The following is an 18,757-nucleotide window of genomic DNA, read 5'->3' as shown; positions in this document are numbered from 1 at the left end:
GCCGATGTTCGAGTCTATGAATCCTGTCCTTGCCGCGGCCGCCGTGATCGGCGGCTACCTGCTGGGATCCATCCCGTTCGGGGTCATCGCCACCAAGCTGGGCGGCGCCGGCGACGTCCGCTCCATCGGCTCGGGCAACATCGGGGCGACCAATGTCCTGCGCACGGGCCGCAAGGACCTGGCGCTGATCACCCTGCTCGGCGACGGCGGCAAGGGCGCCGTGGCGGTGCTTCTGGCCTGGCTGGCGACCCGCGCCGCGTCCGCCGACGTGCAGGCGGCCGCCACCGCGCTGGCCGGCGCCTCGGCCTTCCTCGGCCACCTGTTCCCCGTGTGGCTGGGCTTCAAGGGCGGCAAGGGCGTGGCGACGTTCTTCGGCACCCTGCTGGCCGCGGCCTGGCCGGTGGGCGTCCTGGCCGGCGCGACCTGGCTGGTCGTCGCCTTCCTGTTCCGGATCTCGTCGCTGGCGGCGCTGGTCGCCGCGGCCCTGGCGCCGGCCTTCGTCTTCCTGGTCGGACGGCCCGAACCCATCGCCCTGATGGCCCTCTTCATGGCCATCCTGATCTACGTCCGCCATGCGCCCAACATCCGCCGCCTGCTGAAGGGCGAGGAGCCGCGCATCGGCGGCGGCAAGAAGGCGGACGCTTGATCCTAAAGCTCACCGACGCCCAGCGCCGCGACTGGCTGCGGCTGGCCCGCACCGAGAACGTGGGGCCGGTCACCTTCGACCAGCTGATCCAGCGGTTCGGCGAGCCGGCCCTGGCGCTGGCCGCCCTGCCCGACCTCGCCCGCCGGGGCGGACGCAGCCACATCCGCATCCCCACCGAGGCCCAGGCCGAGGACGAGCTCGCCGCCGGCGCGGCGCTGGAGGCGCGGCTGATCGCGTCGTGCGAGCCCGACTTCCCCCAGGCGCTCGCCGCCCTCGACCCGCCCCCGCCGCTGATCTGGACGCGCGGCAGGGCCGAGCTGCTGGACCGGCCGTGCGTGGCGGTCGTCGGCGCCCGGGTCGCCTCGGCCGCCGGCCAGCGCTTCGCCCGCGGCCTCGCCGCCGACCTCGGGGGCGCCGGCCACGTGGTCGTCTCGGGCATGGCGCGCGGCATCGACGCCGCCGCGCACGAAGGCGCCCTGCCCACCGGAACGGTGGCGGTCCTCGGCGGCGGGATCGACGACGTCTATCCGCCCGAGCACCGGCCGCTGTACGAGCGCCTCGTGGAGGCCGGCTGCGTGGTCTCGGAAAGCGAGCCCGGCCGCACCGCCGTGGCCCGCGACTTCCCCCGCCGCAACCGGATCATCGCCGGCCTCTCCCGCGCAGTGGTGGTGGTCGAGGCCGAGATGCGCTCGGGCTCGCTGATCACCGCCCGGCTGGCCGCCGAGCAGGGCCGCGAGGTCCTGGCCGTGCCCGGCTCGCCCCTGGATCCGCGGGCGAAGGGGACCAACGACCTGATCCGCCAGGGCGCGGGGCTGTGCGAGGGCGTGGACGACGTGCTGCGGGCGCTGGAGGGGCTCTCGGGCTTCCGCGAGCCGGAGCGGCCGAGGTTCGCCGGCGCCCCGCCGGTGGAGCCGGACGACGCCCTGCGCGAGCGGGTCGCGGCCCTGCTCTCCCCCACCCCCGTCAGCCGCGACGAACTCGTGCGCGCAACCGGCGCCCCGGCCCCGGCGGTGTTCGCCGCCCTGGTGGAGCTGTCGCTCGCCGGCCGCGCCGACCTGCTGCCCGGCGGCATGGTCAGCGGATGAGCCCCTTAAGGGGCTCGGCGGAGCCGCGGCCTCGCGCCCGTTGACAGCGCCTAGCGGGCACCCCCACCTTCCGCGCTCTTTTCGGATCAGACCCAGAACAAATGAACGTCGTCATCGTCGAGAGCCCGGCCAAGGCCAAGACCATCAACAAGTACCTGGGCTCGGACTACAAGGTGCTCGCCTCCTACGGCCACGTCCGCGACCTGCCCGCGAAGGACGGTTCGGTGCGCCCCGACGAGGACTTCGCCATGTCCTGGGACGTGGACGCCAAGGCCGCCAAGCGCCTGTCCGAGATCGCCGAGGCCGCCAAGGGCGCCGACCGCGTGATCCTGGCCACCGACCCCGACCGCGAGGGCGAGGCCATCAGCTGGCACGTGCTGGAGGTGCTGCAGAAGAAGCGCGCGCTGAAGGACGCCAAGGTCCAGCGCGTGGTGTTCAACGCCATCACCAAGTCGGCCGTCACCGAGGCCATGGCCAACCCGCGCGAGCTCGACATGGAGCTGGTGGAGGCCTACCTGGCCCGCCGCGCCCTCGACTACCTGGTGGGCTTCACGCTCTCGCCGGTGCTGTGGCGCAAGCTGCCGGGCGCCAAGTCGGCCGGCCGGGTGCAGTCGGTCGCCCTGCGGCTGATCGTCGACCGCGAGCTCGAGATCGAGCGGTTCAGGACGCAGGAATACTGGACCGTCGAAGCCGAGGTGGCCGCCGGCGGCGATCCCTTCACCGCCCGGCTGGTGAAGCACGAGGGCAAGCGGCTCTCGAAGTTCGACCTCGGCAACGAGGCCAGCGCCTTCGCCGCCCGCGACGCCGTCAAGGCCGCGACGTTCAAGGTCGCCGCCGTCGAGCGCAAGCCCGGCCGGCGCTCGCCCCCGCCCCCGTTCACCACCTCGACCCTGCAGCAGGAGGCCGCCCGCAAGCTCGGCTTCTCGGCCCAGCGGACCATGCAGGCCGCCCAGAAGCTGTACGAAGGCGTCGACATCGGGGGCGAGACGGTCGGCCTCATCACCTACATGCGGACCGACGGCGTGCAGACCGCGCCCGAGGCGCTGGACGAGGCGCGCGCCGTGATCGGCGGGCTCTACGGCAAGGACTACGTCCCCGAGAAGCCGCGCTTCTACTCCACCAAGGCCAAGAACGCGCAGGAGGCCCACGAGGCGATCCGCCCGACCAGCCTCGGCCGCAATCCCGGCAAGCTGCGCCTGGAGGGCGACCTCGGCCGGCTCTACGAGCTGATCTGGAAGCGGATGATCGCCTCGCAGATGGAGTCCGCCCGCATCGAGCGCACCACCATCGACTTGGAGAGCGCCGACGGCCGCACCGGCCTGCGCGCCACCGGCCAGGTGGTGACGTTCCCCGGCTACCTCGCCGTCTACGAAGAGGGCCGCGACGATCCTGAGGATGAAGAAGGCGGGCGCCTGCCGCAGGTGGCGGAGGGCGCCCAGGCGACCGTCCGCCAGGCGAAGGCCGACCAGCACTTCACCGAGCCGCCGCCGCGCTACTCGGAAGCCAGCCTGGTGAAGAAGATGGAGGAGCTGGGCATCGGCCGGCCCTCCACCTACGCCTCGATCCTGGAGCGTCTGCGCGACCGGTCCTACGTGCGGATGGAGAAGCAGCGGTTCGTGCCCGAGGACCAGGGCCGGATCGTCACGATCTTCCTCGAGGAGTTCTTCGGCAAGTACGTCGAGTACGACTTCACGGCGGACCTCGAGGACCAGCTGGACCAGGTGTCGGCCGGCGACCTCGACTGGAAGGTGCTGCTCAAGAACTTCTGGGCCGATTTCAACGCCAAGGTCGGCGAGTTGGGCCAGATCGGCACCCGCGAGGTCATCGACGCCCTCGACGAGAGCCTGGCCTCGACGCTGTTCCCGCCAATGGCCGACGGTTCGGACCCCCGCGTCTGCCCGCGCTGCGGCAGCGGCCGGCTCAGCCTGAAGCCCAGCCGGACCGGCGCCTTCATCGGCTGCTCGAACTATCCCGAGTGCCGCTTCACCCGCCCCTTCGGCCCGCCGGACGCCGAGGGCGCCGAGGCCAGCGGCGACCGCGACCTGGGGACCGATCCCCAGACGGGCGAGACCGTCTGGCTGAAGGCCGGCCGCTTCGGCCCCTACGTGCAGCTCGGCGAGGGCGAGAAGCCCAAGCGGTCCAGCCTGCCTAAGGGCTGGAGCGTGGCCGACATGGACCTGGAAAAGGCGCTTCGCCTGCTGCGCCTGCCGCGCGAGATCGGCCCGCACCCGGAGGACGGCAAGCCGATCCTGGCCGGCATCGGCCGGTACGGCCCCTTCGTCCAGCACAACGGCACCTACGCGAACCTGCCCAGCGTGGACGAGGTGTTCGAGGTGGGCCTCAACCGCGCCGTCGACCTGATCGCCACCAAGCGCGCCGGCGGCAAGCGCGGCGGCGAGGCCGAGGCGCTGAAGGACCTGGGCGCCCACCCCGCCGACGGACAGCCGGTGCGCGTGCTGGCCGGCCGCTACGGCCCGTATGTGAAGCATGGCTCCACCAACGCCACGATCCCGAAGGGCGCCGATCCCAAGGCGCTGACCCTGGACGAGGCGGTGAAGCTGCTGGCCGAGCGCGAGGCCAAGGGCGGCGGCAAGAAGAAGCCCGCCCGCAAGGCCAAGGCGGAGCCGAAGGCCAAGAAGGCGCCGGCGAAGAAAGCTCCGGCGAAGAAGGCGGCTGCGAAGACGCCCGCCAAGGCGACGCCGGCTGGCGATATCGACGACGACGAGTCGCCGTTCTGAGCTACGTCCGGCATCTCATATAAAGATATCTTTATGTCTTTATATGGCTGAGCTATAGGGAGCGCATGTCGGATGCGCTGCCATTCACCTTGGCGGCTGTCGCCCTGCTGGGGTCTCCCGGCCCGGCGATCGCCGCGCTCCTCGCCGTCGGCCGTGCGCAGGGCTTCCGCGCCAGCCTGCCGTTCTTCATCGCCCTGCAGCTGGGGCTCGCCCTGGCTGCGGGTCTGAGCACCGCCGGCCTCGTCTCGGTGTTCACGGCGATCCCGGCCGTCGAACGGGCGCTGATGCTCATCGCCCTGGCCTATCTCGTCTGGCTCGCCTGGAAGATCGGATCGGCGCCGTTGGGCGGCGTCGAGGTCTCCACGGCCAGTTCGCTGGGCCAAGGGTTCCTGCTGGGGATCGCCAATCCCAAGGCCTACCTGGCGTTCGCCTCGCTGATCGCCTCCTTCGCCATCCTGCCGCGCGGCAGCGTGGGCGACGGCGCGGCCAAGTGGGCGATCCTGGTGGCCGTGATGATCGTGGTGGACCTGGCGTGGCTCGCGGCCGGAGCGGCCCTGGGCGGCCTGAAGCTCTCGAGCCGCGCCGAGCGGGCGATGAACCTCGCCATGGCTGCCGGGATCCTGGCGGCGGCGGCGCTCGCCTTCCTCTGACCGCTCGCGGGAGCCGCGTCGGGGCGGCGACGTTGTGCTAAGCAGCGCCATGGCCCGACCGCACAAGCCGAAATCCGCCCGAACGCCCCAGAAGGCGGCCCTGAAAGCCCCTCAGGGCCTGCCGGACCGCGAGACGCTGCTGAGGTTCATCCGCGAGAGCGGCGAGACCGACAAGGCCGCCATCGCCCGCGCCTTCGGCCTCAAGGGCGCCGACCGTCGCGCGTTGCGGATGATGCTGAACGATATGCAGGACGACGGGACGTTGGCCCGCCGCAGCCGGCGCGGCTTCGCCGAGACGGGCGCCCTGCCCGAGGTCGGCGTGGTGGACGTGGTCGAGCGCGATCCGGACGGCGACCTGCTGGTCAAGCTGACCAAGGGCGAGGACGCCCCGCTCACGCCGCTGGCGCCCGGCGGCGACGTGGCCGGCCCGGCGCCCGGCCTGGGCGACCGGCTGCTGGTGCGGTTCGTGCGCCTGGAGAACGGCGAGTTCGAGGCCCGGCTGATCAAGCGCCTGGGCCAGAGCGCGCATCGCATCCTGGGGGTCGTGCGCAAGGTGCGGCGGGAAGTGCGGCTCGAGCCGGTCGACCGCCGCTCCAAGGACAGCCTGGTGCTCCCCGACGCCGGCGAGCTTCGGGACGGCGACCTGGTCGTCGCCCAGGTGGAAGGCTCCATCGGCCGCTACGGCCCCAAGCGCGGCAAGGTGCTGGAGGTGGTGGGGCGCGAGGACGAGCCGCGCGCCGCCTCGCTGATCGCGATCCACGCCCACGGCATCCCGACCGGCTTCTCCCAGGCCGCCGAAGCCGAGGCCGAGGCCGCCGAGCCGCCGACGCTGGAGGGCCGTGAGGACCTGCGCGAGGTCCCGCTGATCACCATCGACCCGGCCGACGCCCGCGACCACGACGACGCGGTCTACGCCCATGCGGACGACGATCCGAAGAACCCCGGCGGGTGGGTGGTCTGGGTCGCCATCGCCGACGTGGCCGCCTACGTCCGGCCGGGCTCGGCGCTGGACAAGGAGGCCCGCGAGAAGGGCAATAGCGTCTACTTCCCCGACCGGGTCGAACCGATGCTGCCCGAGCGGCTGTCCAACGGCCTGTGCTCCTTGCGCGAAGGCGAGAACCGCGCCTGCCTCGCCGTGCGGATGGTGTTCGGCGCCGACGGCCGCAAGCGCTCGCACCGCTTCGTGCGCGGCCTGATGCGCTCGGCCGCCAAGCTCGCCTACGAACAGGCCCAGGCGGCGATCGACGGCAAGCTCGACGACAAGACCGGGCCGCTGCTGGAGCCGGTGATCAGGCCGCTGTGGGCGGCCTACGCCTGCCTGAAAAAGGGCCGCGACGCCCGCTCGCCGCTGGCCATCGAGAGCCTGGAGCGCAAGATCCACATCGACGAGATGGGCCGGGTCTCCTCGATCCTGCCGCGCGAGGCGCTCGAGGCGCATCGGCTGATCGAGGAGTTCATGATCCAGGCGAACGTCTGCGCCGCCGAGACCCTGGAGCAGAAGAAGACGCCGCTGATCTACCGGGTGCACGATGCGCCCAGCCAGGAGAAGATCTTCAACCTCGTCGACTTCCTGGCGACGCTGGGCCTGCCCTGGACCAAGGGCGAGGCGCCGCGCACCGAGCGCTTCAACCGCCTGCTGGACGAGACGCGGGACACCCCGCACGCGGAGATCGTCAACGAGGTTGTCCTGCGCACCCAGATGCAGGCGCACTACAGCACCGAGAACATCGGCCATTACGGCCTGAACCTGGCCAAGTACGCCCACTTCACCTCGCCGATCCGCCGCTACGCCGACCTGATCGTGCACCGGGCGCTGATCGCCTCCCTCGGTCTCGGCAAGGACGGCCTTTCCGAGCGCGACATCGCTCAGATGAAGGGCACGGCCGAGCAGATCACCTTCGCCGAACGCCGGGCGATGGCCGCCGAGCGCGACGCGACCGACCGCTACATCGCCGCCTTCCTCTCGGACCGCATCGGCGCGGAGTTCGCGGGCAAGATCACCGGCGTCACCCGCTTCGGCCTGTTCGTGCGGTTGGCCGAGACCGGCGCCGACGGCCTCGTGCCGGTCTCCAGCCTGGGCGGGGAGTACTTCGTCCACGACGACCGGGCCCATGCGCTGGTGGGGGAGCGGACCGGCGCGCGCTGGCCGCTGGGCATGAGCGTGCAGGTGCGCCTGCGCGAGGCCACGCCCATCACGGGCGGACTGCTGTTCGAGATGCTGAGCGAACCGGCCCCGCCCGACCGCTCGGCGCCGCGGCCCAGGCTGGGCGTGCGGGCGCGCGGCGACCGGCGGCCCGGCGGCGGCAAGCCTCGCGGCGGCGGCGCGGGCCGCGCGCCGAAGGCCAAGGGTCGGACGACACGCCGCGGGCGTTGACGCGGCGACAGCCTTCCGCGCCCGCGCCGGGCCTCATACATTTGTTCGATGTCCGACGCCCCGCTCCTGCCCCTGAAGCCCGAAGGTCCGGCCCGTACGCCCGGCCAGCGGGCCGTGCGCCCGAAGAGCGCGGCCACGGTGATGATCATCCGGCGCGACGCGGCCCGGCCGCGGGTGCTGATGGGCCGGCGGCACGGCGGCCATAGCTTCATGCCCGACCGCTGGGTGTTCCCGGGCGGGCGGATCGACCGCGCCGATTACCGCGCCCCGTTCGCCACCGACCTGAAGCCCGACACCGCCGCCCTGTTCGACGCCTACTTGAAGCCCGGCAAGGGCCGCGCCCTGGCCCTGGCGGCGATCCGCGAGACCTGGGAGGAGGCCGGCCTGCTGCTGGCCCGGCGCGCGCCGCTGCGCCCCGCCGCCGGCCCCTGGCGGCCGTTCGTCGAGCAGGGGGCCCTGCCCGACCTGGAGGCGCTGGAGGTCATCGCCCGGGCGGTCACGCCGCCCAGCGTGGGCAAGCGCTTCGACACCTGGTTCCTGATGGCCGACGCCGAGCGCCTGGCCAGCCTCGACCGCCAGCCCGACTGCGGCGAGCTGGAGGAGATCGCCTGGGTCGAGTTCGAGGAGGCGATGGACCTGCCCCTGCCCACGGTCACCCGACTGATGATCAAGGAGGCCCAGGCGCGGATGGAGGACCCGTCGCGCCCGAAGCCGTTCCTGAGGTACAAGGACCGGTCCGCCGGACGTCCCGCCTACCTCTAGCCGCGAGGCTCGCATGGCTTCCGAAGGCCCCATCGAAGGAATTCCCGCCCTCGCCCCCGGCGGTGCGGCCGTCGTGACCGGCGCGGCCAGCGGCATCGGCCTCGAAGCCGCCTCCACCTTCGCCCGCCGGGGGCTGAAGGTGGTGATGGCCGACCTGGGCGGCGAGGCCCTGGACCAGTCCGCCGACCTCGTCCGCGCCGCCGCCGGCTCGGCCGAGGTGCTGGCCGTGCCCACCGACGTCGCCCGATTCGAGGAGATGGAGCGCCTGCGCGACCGCGCGCTGGAGGCGTTCGGCGTCCCCGCCGTCCTGATGAACAACGCCGGCGTCGGCCTCAACCCGGGCGGCGTGGCGAAGGACCTGGCGGCCTGGCGGCGGCTGATGGACGTGAACTTCTGGGGCGTCGCCCACGGCGTCCAGGCGTTCCTGCCGGCCATGACCGAGGCGGGCGGGCCGCGGCTCATCATCAACACCGGCTCGAAGCAGGGCATCACCACCCCGCCGGGCAACGCCGCCTACAACGTCTCCAAGGCCGCGGTGAAGGTGTTCACCGAGGCCCTCGCGCACGAGCTGCGCCAGGACCCCGCCTGCCGGATCACGGCCCACCTGCTGATCCCCGGCTTCACGCACACCGGCATGACCTCCCGCGGCGAGAAGCACCCCGCCGCCTGGACGGCGGCCCAGGTGGTGGAGTTCATGCTGCAGGGCCTCGCGCGCGGCGACTTCTACATCCTGTGTCCCGACAACGACGTGGACCGCGCCACCGACGTGCGACGCATGCAGTGGGCGATCGGCGACATCGCCGAGAACCGCCCGGCCCTGTCGCGCTGGCATCCCGACTGGAAGGACGCCTTCGACGCCTTCATGAAGGGCTGACCAGGAAAGGAGACGCCGCATGGCCCGCCTGCTCGCCGCGATCGCCACGACCGCCGCCCTCGTCCTCCACGCTTCCGCAGCGGCCGCCGCGGAGCGCCCGATCCACCAGCTGCGGATCTACGAGATCTTCGAGGGCAACAAGGCCGCCTTCCACGCGCGCTTCCGCGACCACGCCCAGCGGATCATGGCCCGGCACGGCTTCCGCATCCTGTCCATGTGGGAGACGACGGCCGAGGACCGCACCGAGTTCGTCTACCTGCTGGAATGGCCGGACGAGGCGACGATGAAGGCGGCCTGGACCCGCTTCATGGCCGATCCGGAATGGGCCGAGATCAAGCGGGTCACCGGCGCCCGGCACGGGCCGCTCGTGGGCGGGATCGAGGACCGCACCCTGCGGCTCACCGACTATGCGCACCCGCCAGGGGCCGCACGGCATTGACTTCCCGCTGCGGATTCGTATTTTCCGCGCCTCTTCGAACACCCGCCGGCGGTGCGATCCCGTTTGGCCCCGCGTTTTAAGGACCGACCATGGCGAAGCCCGCCTCCATCAAGATCCGCCTGAACTCGACGGCCGACACCGGCTTCTTCTACGTCACCAAGAAGAACGCCCGCACCAAGACCGACAAGATGGTGCTGAAGAAGTACGACCCGATCGTGCGCAAGCACGTCGAGTTCAAGGAAGGCAAGATCAAGTAATCCAGCCAAGCCGCTGATTACGTTGAAGACGCCCGGCCTCACCGCCGGGCGTTTTTCGTTGCGGAAAGATCAGGCCGCCCGGGCGATGACCCGGTTGCGGCCGCGGGACTTGGCCTCGTAGACCGCCTCGTCGGCGCGCTTGAGCAGCGCCTGCGAGCTGTCCTCCCCGCCCGCGCCCGCCGCCACGCCGATGGAGATCGTCACCGACAGCAGCTCCTCGCCGCCCATCACGCGGAACGGCGAGCCGGCCACGTGCAGGCGGATGCGCTCGGCGATGCGGCGCGCGTCCTCCAGGCTGGTGTCGGGCATGACGACGACGAATTCCTCGCCGCCGTGGCGCACCGGCAGGTCGATCGCCCGCACGTTCGAGGCCAGGCGGACGGCGAACTCGCGCAGCACCTCGTCGCCCACGTCGTGGCCGAAGCTGTCGTTGATCCGCTTGAAATGGTCGATGTCGATGACCAGCAGGGCCACGGGATCCCCGCCCGCCGCCGCCCGGCGCATCAGCGCCTCGAGCTGGCCCTGCATGTAGCGGCGGTTGTGCAGGCCTGTGAGCTGGTCGGTGACCGCCAGCTCCAGCGAATGGTCCAGGTTGTTGCGCAGGTACTCGGTGTAGCGCTTGCGGCGGATCTGGGTCTTGGCGCGGGCGGCGAGCTCGCCCGGATCGATCGGCCGGGCCAGGATGTCGTTCACCCCGATCTCCAGCGCCTTCACGACCCGCTGGCGCTCGTCGAAGTCCACCACCGCCAGGATCGGCAGGCCGCGCGTGGCCTCGTCCGAGCGCAGCTGGGCGCAGAACCGCAGGCCGTCGAAGGCCTTCGCGCCCGCATTGACGATCGCCAGGTCCACGGGGCCCCGGGCGCTGAGCAGGGCCTTGTCGTAGTCGGTCTCGATCACCGGCCGGTGCTCTATGGCCAGTTCGGTGCAGACCCGCTGCGCCTGGCGGACGTTGTCGTCGATGATCAGGATCCGCCCGCCCGAGCCGCCCAGGCGCGAGGCCGCGCCGGCGATCACGCCCATCCGGCGGCCAGAGGCCTCGCGCTCGCGCAGCTCGTCGATCACCGCCTTCAGGCGGGTCAGGCTGCGAACGCGGGCGAGCAGCATGACGTCGTCGATGGGCTTGGTCAGGAAATCGTCGGCGCCCGCCTCGAGGCCCGCCACGCGGTCGGCGCGGCCGTCCAGCGCGGTGACCAGCACCACCGGCACGTGGCGCGTCTCGGGATCGTCCTTGAGCCTGCGGCAGACCGAGAAGCCGTCCATGCCGGGCATCATCACGTCCAGCAGCACTATGTCGGGCCGTTCGGCCGCGGCCATGGCCAGGGCCGTCGGGCCGTCGGAGGCGGTCAGCACCTCGTAGTACTCGGCCGTCAGCTTGGCCTCGAGCAGCCGGACGTTCGCCTCGATGTCGTCCACCACCAGGATGCGGGCCGACATCGGCGCTAGTCCAGGAGGCGGCGGATGGTTTCGAGGAAGTGCGAGACGGAGATGGGCTTGGAGATGTAGGCCTCGCAGCCGCCCTCGCGGATCCGCTCCTCGTCGCCCTTCATGGCGAAGGCCGTGACGGCGACGACAGGGATCTTCGCCAGTTCGTCGTCCTCCTTCAGCCACTTGGTGACCTCGAGGCCGGAGATCTCGGGGAGCTGGATGTCCATGAGGATCAGGTCGGGGCGGTGCTCGCGGGCGAGCGAAAGCGCCGCGAGGCCCTCGCGGGTCTCGATGATCTCGTACCCCTGGGCTTCGAGCAGATCATGAAAAAGCTTCATGTTCAGCTCGTTATCCTCGACGATGAGGACCTTCTTGGCCATTCGGGACCCGACGCGCTCCTGGAGGTCCGGCCGCGGAATCTCGGCCTTCCTCATCTGTTCTGCGTTGATCCCACCGATATCCTTAAACTTCGTTATCCGCGTTCAGGACTGCTTCCTTGGGCCACACCCCCTCCCCCGTCGCTCCGAGCCTTGAATCGCTTGGACTTTCCATCGATCGCCCCCTCGTCCTGGTAGACGTGGACGAGGTGCTCGGGCTCTTCATGCAAGGTTTCGGAGACTTCCTGGCCGGCCACGGCCTGGAGTTCCGAATCGACCGCTTCGCCCTGTTCCAGAACATCTACCGGCCCGGCGCGGCCGAGCACCTGGACCTGGAATCGGGTCGCGAGCTGTTCGACGAGTTCTTCCGCACCCACTGCCACGAGATCGAGCCGGCGCCGGGGGCGATCCCGGCGCTGAACCGCCTCGCCGACCGGGCCGAGATCCTGATCCTATCGAACGCGCCGGCCCAGGCCGAACGCCTGCGGGCCCAGTGGCTGAAGCGCCACGGCCTCGCCCATCCCCTGATCCTCAACACCGGACCGAAGGGCCCGATCGCGGCGGGCCTGGTCGGCCAGACGCCGCACCCGACGGCGTTCGTGGACGACCTCTTGCCGAACCTCGATTCGGTCGCCGAGCATTCGCCCGCCACGGCGACCTTCCAGCACGTGGCCGACGAGCGCCTGCGCCCGCTCGCGCCGCGGTCGGAGCGGCATCCGCGGATCGATGACTGGGCCGCGCTGGCGGAAGCCATCGAAGCCGCCATCCGGCGCTGAGGCGTGCTAGGCGGGCGCCATGTCTGACACGACCCGAATCTGGCTGGCCGTCTCCTACGCCGCGCCCTTCCGCGTCGGCGGCTGGGCCTTCGTCCGCCGGGACGGCGCCGGGGTGGCCGGGATCGCCGCGGGCGAGCGGCGGATCGCCGCCGGCCGGGCTTCTCTCCTCGCCCTGGCGGCCGCGCTGAAGGACCTGCCGAAAGGCGCCGAAGTGGAGCTCGTCACCACCGATCCCGGCGTCGCGGCGATCCCCGCGACCCTGGCCGATCCCGGCGATACGCCGCCCGCCGAGGACCTGGACCTGTGGGCCCAGCTCTCCACGGCGCTGGGGGAGCGGCGGGTCCGGATCGTCCGCCAGGCGCCGCAGCCGGGAACGCCCCTGGCCTTCGCGGCCGCCTGGGCCGAGCAGGCGCGCGAGCGGGCGAGGAACGGCGCCTTCGCCTTCGCCATCCCCAAGCCCAACCTCGCCAAGGCCGGCGCCTAGGCCAGCAGCGCCCGCAGCCGGGCCGGCTTCACCGCCACCATGTTCCCCAGCCGGAAGTGATCGTCGGCGTAGGCGTAGGGCTTGAACGCCACGTGGTCGGGATAGAGCCGGCCGACCTCATAGCCTGGCAGCAGACGGTAGATCTCGCGCAGCGTCGATCCCGAGGGGATGTAGGTCGTCCCGTACTCGAACTGGATCATCGCCGGGGCCCGGTCCGAGGCGAGCAGGCCCTGGCATCCGCTAAGGACGCTGGCCTCATGTCCCTCGGTGTCGATCTTCAGGAGATCGGGCGGGGCGATCCGGCCGGCCATCTCGTCGCCCGTGGCGACGGCGCAGCGCACGACCTGCGCCGGCGCGGCGGCGAAGTACGGCGTCTCGGTGCGCGGCGAGATGCTGTTGCAGGTGTCGTCCACCGCGCTCCAGTGGACGTCGACGGCGCCGGCCTCCTCGGAAAGGCCCAGCGCATGCACCGTCCGCCACGGCGTCGGCGGAATCCTGGCGGCCACCTCCGGAATGATCTCGAAGCTGTGGACGTGCGCGGCGGGCAGGCGCTCGTGGGCGGCCTGCGACCACTCGCCGTGGTGGCCGCCGACGTCCCAGATCGTCACCGGCCGGCCGTCCGCCCACGCCGCGAACCGGGCCAGGGCGAAGGCCTCGCCGTTCTTCTCGAAGTCGAAGTACTCCTCGTTGTACCAGGCCTGCAGGTACGCCTCGCAGGCCGCGGCCAGCATCCGGAACGGCGGCCGCCGGCGCCACCGGCGGATGCCCTGCTTCACCAGACCGCCCACGCTCATTCCATCGGCTCTCCGACGCATCGCCTCCCGCCGCCGCCCATAACGCCAAGGCGGCGCTTTCTTTCCGCCCCCGCCATCAGGCGCGTTATCGGCCGGAACAAATCAGGTATCCTGGCGCCATGATCCGCTTCGGCGTGGACTTCGGCGGAACCAAGATCGAGGCCGCGGCGCTGGACGCTGACGGCCGCTTCGTCGCGCGGGTGCGGGCGCCGACCCCGAAAGCCTATGACGAGGGGCTGGAGGCCGTGGCCGAACTCCTGGCCGAGGCCGAGCGGCAGGCCGGGGCCAGGGCCGAACGCGTCGGCGTGGGCGGGCCGGGCTCGCCCTCACCGGCCGGCGGACTGATGCGCAACGCCAACTCCACCCAGCTCAACGGCCGCCCCTTCCCGGCCGACCTGGCACGGATGCTGGGGCGGCCGGTGCGCTACGAGAACGACGCCAACTGCCTGGCGCTCTCGGAGGCGACCGACGGCGCCGGCGCGGGCGCCGAGCTGGTGTTCGCCGTCATCCTGGGAACCGGCTGCGGCGGCGGGATCGCCATCGGCGGGCGGCCGCGCACCGGCCGCAACGCCGTGGCCGGCGAGTGGGGCCACACGCCCCTGCCCTGGCCGCGCCCCGACGAGCTGCCGGCGCCGGAATGCTGGTGCGGCCGCCGCGGATGCCTGGAGCTGTGGGTCAGCGGTCCCGCCTTCGCCCGCGACGCGGGCCGCCCCGCCGAGGCGGCCGCGGCCGCCGGGGGCCCGCCGCTGGACCGGTACATCGACCGGCTGGGGCGCGGGCTCGCGGCCGTCGTGGACGTGCTGGACCCGGACGTGATCGTCCTGGGCGGCGGCATGTCGAACGTGGAGGCGCTTTACGACCGGCTGCCGGCCGCCATCGCCCCGCACGTGTTCTCGGACGTGTTCGCGACGCCGGTGCGCCGGGCCGCGCACGGGGACTCCTCGGGCGTGCGCGGCGCTGCATGGCTGTGGCCGCGATGAAGGCCCTCTGCCGCGATTGCCTCTGGACGGGGGAGGACCAGCCGCGCCGCTGTCCGGCCTGCGGCTCGCCGCGGATCGTGGCCCACGAGGAGCTGGGCGCGCTGTCCATCGCCCACATGGACTGCGACGCCTTCTACGCCAGCGTCGAGAAGCGCGACCGGCCCGAGCTGCGGGACGTGCCGGTCATCGTCGGCGGCGGGAAACGCGGCGTCGTCACCACCTGCTGCTACATCGCCCGGATCAAGGGCGTGCGCTCGGCCATGCCGATGTTCAAGGCGCTGAAGGCCTGTCCGGAGGCCGTGGTGATCAAGCCCGACTTCACCAAGTACCGGGCCGAGAGCAGGCGCATCCTGGGCCTGGCGGGCGAGCTCACCCCGCTGATCCAGAACCTGTCGCTGGACGAGGCGTGGATGGACCTGTCCGGCACCGAGCGCCTGCACGGCGCCCCGCCGGCCGTGACGCTGGCCAGGCTGCAGGCGCGCATCGAGGCCGAGACCGGCCTGACCGTCTCGATCGGCCTCGCCCCCAACAAGTTCCTGGCGAAGATCGCCTCCGACCTCGACAAGCCCCGCGGCTTCTCGGTGATCGGGGGGAAGTCGGCGCAGGCCTTCCTCGCGCCGAAGCCGGTCTCGATCCTGCCGGGCGTGGGCCCCGCCATGGCCGCCTCGCTCGAGAAGGCCGGCTACCGCACGGTCGGCGACCTGGCCCGGGCCGACGCGAAGGCCCTGGCCGAGCGCTGGGGCGCCCATGGCCTGCGCCTTTCGCAGCTGGCCCACGGCCAGGATGCGCGCACCGTCAATCCGAACGAGGCGCGCAAGGGGATCAGCGCCGAGACCACCTTCAACGAGGACCTATCGGGGCTCGCCGACCTCGAGGACCAGCTCGCGCCGCTGTGCGACAAGGTCGCGCGCAAGGCCCGGGCCGACGGCGTGGCGGGGCGCGTGGTGACGCTGAAGCTGCGAACCACCGACTTCCGGATCGTCACCCGCCGGCGGACCCTGCCCGTCGCCACCCAGACCGCCAAGACGCTGTTCGCGGTCGGCCGGGAGCTGCTGGCCAAGGAAGCGACGGGGCGGCCCTGGCGGCTGATCGGCATCGGCGTCGCCGACCTGGTGGACGCCGAGACCGCCACCGCCGACTTCTTCGCCGAGGCCGAGCGCCGGGCCCTGGCCGGCGAGAAGACCCTGGACGTGCTGCGCGCCAGGTTCGGCAAGGATGCGGTGACTTCGGGCAGGATGCTCAAGGCCAAGGCGCTCAACGAAGAGTGATCGCAGGCCCCAACCCCGGGTGGCGGAGCCGCTCCGGTCTGGGGCCGTTCACCCCCGGCGTGACGATTCGACCCTTCCAAATGACCGCATCTTCCATATCTAATCGAAGTGGACGCATCCTCGGCGACCACAGGAGATCGAAGGCATGAGCGAACGCAAGGAAGGTGACTCCGGCGCCGGCGTTCGGTCAGCGGTGATCACCCAGACGAAGCCGAAGACGCAGAAGCCCGCGATGTACCGGGTTCTGCTTTTGAACGACGACTACACGCCGATGGAATTCGTCGTGTACGTACTTGAGCAGTTCTTCAATAAGTCGCGCGAAGACGCGACTCGCATAATGCTACATGTCCATCAACACGGCGTGGGTGTGTGCGGAGTCTACACATACGAAGTGGCGGAAACAAAAGTGGCCCAGGTCGTTGATACGGCGCGGCGGCACCAACATCCGCTGCAATGCACCATGGAAAAGGATTAAGGCCCTTTGCCTTCATTTTCGCGCCAGCTCGAAGAGTCCCTGCACCGCGCGGTCGCCTACGCCAACCAGCGTAAGCATGAATACGCCACCCTGGAGCACCTGCTGCTCTCTCTCGTGGACGACGAGGACGCCGCCGGCGTCATGCGCGCCTGCGACGTGGACCTGGGCGCGCTGCGCACCACCCTGACCAACTACGTCGACAACGAGCTCCGCTCGCTGGTCGTGGACGACGGCGAGGACGCCAAGCCCACCGCCGGCTTCCAGCGCGTGATCCAGCGCGCGGTGATCCACGTCCAGTCCTCGGGCCGCGAGGAGGTGACCGGCGCCAACGTGCTGGTGGCCATCTTCTCCGAGCGCGAGAGCCACGCCGCCTACTTCCTGCAGGAGCAGGACATGACGCGGTACGACGCGGTGAACTACATCGCCCACGGCATCGCCAAGAAGGCCGGCGCCACCGAGGCCAAGCCGGTGAAGGGCGCCGAGGACGACGAGAAGCCCCAGGTCAAGACCGGCGGCGAGGCGCTCGAGGCCTACTGCATCAACCTCAACGAGAAGGCCAAGCAGGGGAAGGTCGACCCGCTGATCGGCCGGATGGCCGAGGTCGAGCGCTGCATCCAGATCCTGTGCCGGCGCACCAAGAACAACCCGCTGCTGGTGGGCGACCCCGGCGTCGGCAAGACCGCCATCGCCGAGGGGCTGGCGCGCAAGATCGTCAACAAGCAGGTCCCCGAGGTCCTGGCGAACGCGACCATCTTCTCGCTCGACATGGGCGCGCTGCTGGCCGGCACGCGCTACCGCGGCGACTTCGAGGAACGCGTGAAGCAGGTCGTCAAGGAGCTGGAGAACCACCCCGACGCGGTCCTGTTCATCGACGAGATCCACACGGTGATCGGCGCCGGCGCCACCTCGGGCGGGGCCATGGACGCCTCGAACCTGCTGAAGCCGGCGCTGGCCTCGGGCACGCTGCGCTGCATGGGCTCGACGACTTACAAGGAGTTCCGCCAGCACTTCGAGAAGGACCGGGCCCTCGTCCGGCGCTTCCAGAAGATCGACGTGAACGAGCCGACGATCGACGACACGATCAAGATCCTGAAGGGGCTGAAGTCCTACTACGAGGAGTTCCACAAGCTCCGGTACACGAACGACGCCATCAAGGCGGCGGTGGAGCTGTCGGCGAAGTACATCACCGACCGCAAGCTGCCCGACAAGGCGATCGACATCATCGACGAGGCCGGCGCCTCGCAGATGCTGCTCCCCGAGGGCAGGCGGAAGAAGACCCTGGGCGTGAAGGAGGTCGAGGCGGTCGTCGCCAAGATCGCCCGGATCCCGCCCAAGTCGGTGTCGAAGTCCGACACCGAAGCGCTGAAGCAGCTGGAAGGCGACCTGAAGCGCGCGGTCTACGGCCAGGACGAGGCCATCGAGCAGCTGTCCGCCGCCATGAAGATGGCCCGGGCCGGCCTGCGCGACGCGAACAAGCCGATCGGCTGCTACCTGTTCACGGGCCCGACCGGCACCGGCAAGACCGAGACCGCCCGCCAGCTGGCCGGCACCCTCGGCATCGAGCTGCTGCGGTTCGACATGTCGGAGTACATGGAGCGCCACACGGTCAGCCGCCTGATCGGCGCGCCTCCCGGCTACGTCGGCTTCGACCAAGGGGGTCTGCTGACCGACGCGGTCGACCAGCATCCGCACGCCGTGGTCCTGCTGGACGAGATCGAGAAGGCTCACCCGGACGTCTACAACATCCTCCTGCAGGTCATGGACCACGGTCAGCTGACCGACTCCAACGGCAAGAAGATCGACTTCCGCAACGTGGTCCTGATCATGACCACCAACGCCGGCGCCGCCGACGCCCAGCGCAACGCCATCGGCTTCGGCCGCGGCAAGCAGGACGACGAGGTGGAAGAGGCGCTGAAGCGGCAGTTCACGCCCGAGTTCCGCAACCGCCTCGACGCGATCGTGCACTTCCACGCGCTGACGCCCGAGATCATCCGGCAGGTGGTGCTCAAGTTCGTCATGCAGCTGGAGGCCCAGCTGGCGGACCGGCACGTCACCATCGAGACGGACGACGAGGCCGCCGACTGGCTGGCCAAGAACGGCTTCGACGAGCTCTACGGCGCCCGGCCGCTGGCCCGGGTCATCCAGGAGAACATCAAGAAGCCCCTGGCCGACGAGATCCTGTTCGGCCGGCTCACCAAGGGCGGCCACGTCAAGGTGGTGCTCAAGGACGGCAAGCTGGCGTTCGAGATCGAGGGCCAGACCCGCGAACCCGGCGCCCCGGTGGTCGAGAAGCCCGCCGAGGAGACCGAGCCGGTCGACTGAGCGGCGGTCTACGAGGAAAAGCGAAGGGCCC

18 protein-coding genes are annotated in these 18,757 nt (G+C 71.1%); 15 read left to right on the top strand and 3 right to left on the bottom strand.

Annotation, left to right across the window (positions count from 1 at the left end; genetic code table 11):
* The first annotated feature begins 4 nt into the window (after positions 1–4).
* The 9 genes from plsY (at position 5) to rpmG (ending at position 9,825) form a co-directional block, all read left to right on the top strand.
* Entirely contained in the window at positions 5–646 is a 642-nt protein-coding gene (gene plsY / locus PHZ_RS07265) for a glycerol-3-phosphate 1-O-acyltransferase PlsY (RefSeq protein WP_012521877.1), read from the top strand.
* Positions 643–1,731, top strand: coding sequence for a DNA-processing protein DprA (dprA, locus tag PHZ_RS07260; RefSeq protein WP_012521876.1), 1,089 nt, complete (start codon positions 643–645; stop codon positions 1,729–1,731). Before plsY ends, dprA begins: the two co-directional genes overlap by 4 nt.
* Before the next feature lie 101 nt (positions 1,732–1,832).
* The gene (gene topA / locus PHZ_RS07255) at positions 1,833–4,469 is read left to right on the top strand and encodes a type I DNA topoisomerase (RefSeq protein WP_012521875.1); all 2,637 of its coding nucleotides are present in this window, start codon (positions 1,833–1,835) and stop codon (positions 4,467–4,469) included.
* Positions 4,470–4,534: 65 nt separating this feature from the next.
* Entirely contained in the window at positions 4,535–5,119 is a 585-nt protein-coding gene (locus PHZ_RS07250) for a LysE family translocator (RefSeq protein WP_012521874.1), read from the top strand.
* A 49-nt stretch (positions 5,120–5,168) separates the two neighbouring features.
* Positions 5,169–7,493 carry a ribonuclease R gene (rnr, locus tag PHZ_RS07245; RefSeq protein ID WP_012521873.1) on the top strand — a complete coding sequence of 775 codons (2,325 nt, stop codon included), beginning with the start codon at positions 5,169–5,171 and terminating at the stop codon, positions 7,491–7,493.
* A 48-nt stretch (positions 7,494–7,541) separates the two neighbouring features.
* Positions 7,542–8,255, top strand: coding sequence for an NUDIX hydrolase (locus PHZ_RS07240; protein ID WP_012521872.1), 714 nt, complete (start codon positions 7,542–7,544; stop codon positions 8,253–8,255).
* Positions 8,256–8,268: 13 nt separating this feature from the next.
* Positions 8,269–9,129, top strand: a complete 861-nt coding sequence (locus PHZ_RS07235; protein WP_012521871.1) for an SDR family NAD(P)-dependent oxidoreductase — start codon at positions 8,269–8,271, stop codon at positions 9,127–9,129.
* Between the two features lie 19 nt (positions 9,130–9,148).
* Positions 9,149–9,568, top strand: coding sequence for an NIPSNAP family protein (locus PHZ_RS07230; RefSeq protein ID WP_012521870.1), 420 nt, complete (start codon positions 9,149–9,151; stop codon positions 9,566–9,568).
* Between the two features lie 89 nt (positions 9,569–9,657).
* A complete protein-coding gene (gene rpmG / locus PHZ_RS07225; RefSeq protein WP_012521869.1) occupies positions 9,658–9,825 on the top strand; it encodes a 50S ribosomal protein L33 in 168 nt (55 codons plus the stop codon).
* Positions 9,826–9,894: 69 nt separating this feature from the next.
* On the opposite strand, the gene PHZ_RS07220 is transcribed toward rpmG, so the two are convergent.
* A complete protein-coding gene (locus PHZ_RS07220) occupies positions 9,895–11,259 on the bottom strand; it encodes a PleD family two-component system response regulator (RefSeq protein ID WP_012521868.1) in 1,365 nt (454 codons plus the stop codon).
* A 5-nt stretch (positions 11,260–11,264) separates the two neighbouring features.
* Positions 11,265–11,630, bottom strand: a complete 366-nt coding sequence (locus PHZ_RS07215) for a response regulator (protein WP_012521867.1) — start codon at positions 11,628–11,630, stop codon at positions 11,265–11,267.
* Positions 11,631–11,827: 197 nt separating this feature from the next.
* Between PHZ_RS07215 and PHZ_RS07210 the strand changes: the two genes are divergently transcribed.
* Together PHZ_RS07210 and PHZ_RS07205 are read left to right on the top strand one after the other, a co-directional pair.
* Positions 11,828–12,403 carry an HAD family hydrolase gene (locus PHZ_RS07210; RefSeq protein WP_236611878.1) on the top strand — a complete coding sequence of 192 codons (576 nt, stop codon included), beginning with the start codon at positions 11,828–11,830 and terminating at the stop codon, positions 12,401–12,403.
* A gap of 19 nt (positions 12,404–12,422) precedes the next feature.
* Positions 12,423–12,887 carry a hypothetical protein gene (locus tag PHZ_RS07205; RefSeq protein WP_012521865.1) on the top strand — a complete coding sequence of 155 codons (465 nt, stop codon included), beginning with the start codon at positions 12,423–12,425 and terminating at the stop codon, positions 12,885–12,887.
* Here the strand turns inward: PHZ_RS07205 and PHZ_RS07200 are convergent.
* Positions 12,884–13,681: an FkbM family methyltransferase gene (locus PHZ_RS07200; RefSeq protein WP_041373313.1), complete on the bottom strand. Its 798-nt coding sequence runs from the start codon at positions 13,679–13,681 to the stop codon at positions 12,884–12,886. The two genes, PHZ_RS07205 and PHZ_RS07200, sit on opposite strands and share 4 nt — an antisense overlap.
* Positions 13,682–13,800: 119 nt before the next feature.
* Between PHZ_RS07200 and PHZ_RS07195 the strand changes: the two genes are divergently transcribed.
* The 4 genes from PHZ_RS07195 (at position 13,801) to clpA (ending at position 18,726) form a co-directional block, all read left to right on the top strand.
* Entirely contained in the window at positions 13,801–14,661 is an 861-nt protein-coding gene (locus PHZ_RS07195) for an ROK family protein (RefSeq protein WP_012521863.1), read from the top strand.
* Complete coding sequence (locus tag PHZ_RS07190; RefSeq protein WP_041373989.1) at positions 14,658–15,929, top strand: DNA polymerase IV; 1,272 nt, start codon at positions 14,658–14,660, stop codon at positions 15,927–15,929. Before PHZ_RS07195 ends, PHZ_RS07190 begins: the two co-directional genes overlap by 4 nt.
* A 145-nt stretch (positions 15,930–16,074) precedes the next feature.
* The gene (gene clpS, locus PHZ_RS07185) at positions 16,075–16,404 is read left to right on the top strand and encodes an ATP-dependent Clp protease adapter ClpS (RefSeq protein ID WP_012521861.1); all 330 of its coding nucleotides are present in this window, start codon (positions 16,075–16,077) and stop codon (positions 16,402–16,404) included.
* Positions 16,405–16,410: 6 nt separating this feature from the next.
* The gene (clpA, locus tag PHZ_RS07180; RefSeq protein ID WP_012521860.1) at positions 16,411–18,726 is read left to right on the top strand and encodes an ATP-dependent Clp protease ATP-binding subunit ClpA; all 2,316 of its coding nucleotides are present in this window, start codon (positions 16,411–16,413) and stop codon (positions 18,724–18,726) included.
* The last annotated feature ends 31 nt before the right edge of the window (positions 18,727–18,757 follow it).

The organism is Phenylobacterium zucineum HLK1 (genome assembly GCF_000017265.1).
Lineage (GTDB): Bacteria > Pseudomonadota > Alphaproteobacteria > Caulobacterales > Caulobacteraceae > Phenylobacterium > Phenylobacterium zucineum.
The sequence above is the reverse complement of the archived record's forward strand: the minus strand, read 5'-3'. Positions and strand labels throughout refer to the sequence as shown.

Bases quoted from the DNA above. Each gene is read 5' to 3' on its own strand.
- plsY (WP_012521877.1), top strand. From the start codon at position 5: ATGTTCGAGTCTATGAATCCTGTCCTTGCCGCGGCCGCCGTGATCGGC.
- topA (WP_012521875.1), top strand. From the start codon at position 1,833: ATGAACGTCGTCATCGTCGAGAGCCCGGCCAAGGCCAAGACCATCAAC.
- PHZ_RS07250 (WP_012521874.1), top strand. From the start codon at position 4,535: ATGTCGGATGCGCTGCCATTCACCTTGGCGGCTGTCGCCCTGCTGGGG.
- rnr (WP_012521873.1), top strand. From the start codon at position 5,169: ATGGCCCGACCGCACAAGCCGAAATCCGCCCGAACGCCCCAGAAGGCG.
- PHZ_RS07240 (WP_012521872.1), top strand. From the start codon at position 7,542: ATGTCCGACGCCCCGCTCCTGCCCCTGAAGCCCGAAGGTCCGGCCCGT.
- PHZ_RS07235 (WP_012521871.1), top strand. From the start codon at position 8,269: ATGGCTTCCGAAGGCCCCATCGAAGGAATTCCCGCCCTCGCCCCCGGC.
- PHZ_RS07230 (WP_012521870.1), top strand. From the start codon at position 9,149: ATGGCCCGCCTGCTCGCCGCGATCGCCACGACCGCCGCCCTCGTCCTC.
- rpmG (WP_012521869.1), top strand. From the start codon at position 9,658: ATGGCGAAGCCCGCCTCCATCAAGATCCGCCTGAACTCGACGGCCGAC.
- PHZ_RS07220 (WP_012521868.1), bottom strand. From the start codon at position 11,259: ATGTCGGCCCGCATCCTGGTGGTGGACGACATCGAGGCGAACGTCCGG.
- PHZ_RS07215 (WP_012521867.1), bottom strand. From the start codon at position 11,630: ATGGCCAAGAAGGTCCTCATCGTCGAGGATAACGAGCTGAACATGAAG.
- PHZ_RS07205 (WP_012521865.1), top strand. From the start codon at position 12,423: ATGTCTGACACGACCCGAATCTGGCTGGCCGTCTCCTACGCCGCGCCC.
- PHZ_RS07200 (WP_041373313.1), bottom strand. From the start codon at position 13,681: ATGAGCGTGGGCGGTCTGGTGAAGCAGGGCATCCGCCGGTGGCGCCGG.
- PHZ_RS07195 (WP_012521863.1), top strand. From the start codon at position 13,801: ATGATCCGCTTCGGCGTGGACTTCGGCGGAACCAAGATCGAGGCCGCG.
- PHZ_RS07190 (WP_041373989.1), top strand. From the start codon at position 14,658: ATGAAGGCCCTCTGCCGCGATTGCCTCTGGACGGGGGAGGACCAGCCG.
- clpS (WP_012521861.1), top strand. From the start codon at position 16,075: ATGAGCGAACGCAAGGAAGGTGACTCCGGCGCCGGCGTTCGGTCAGCG.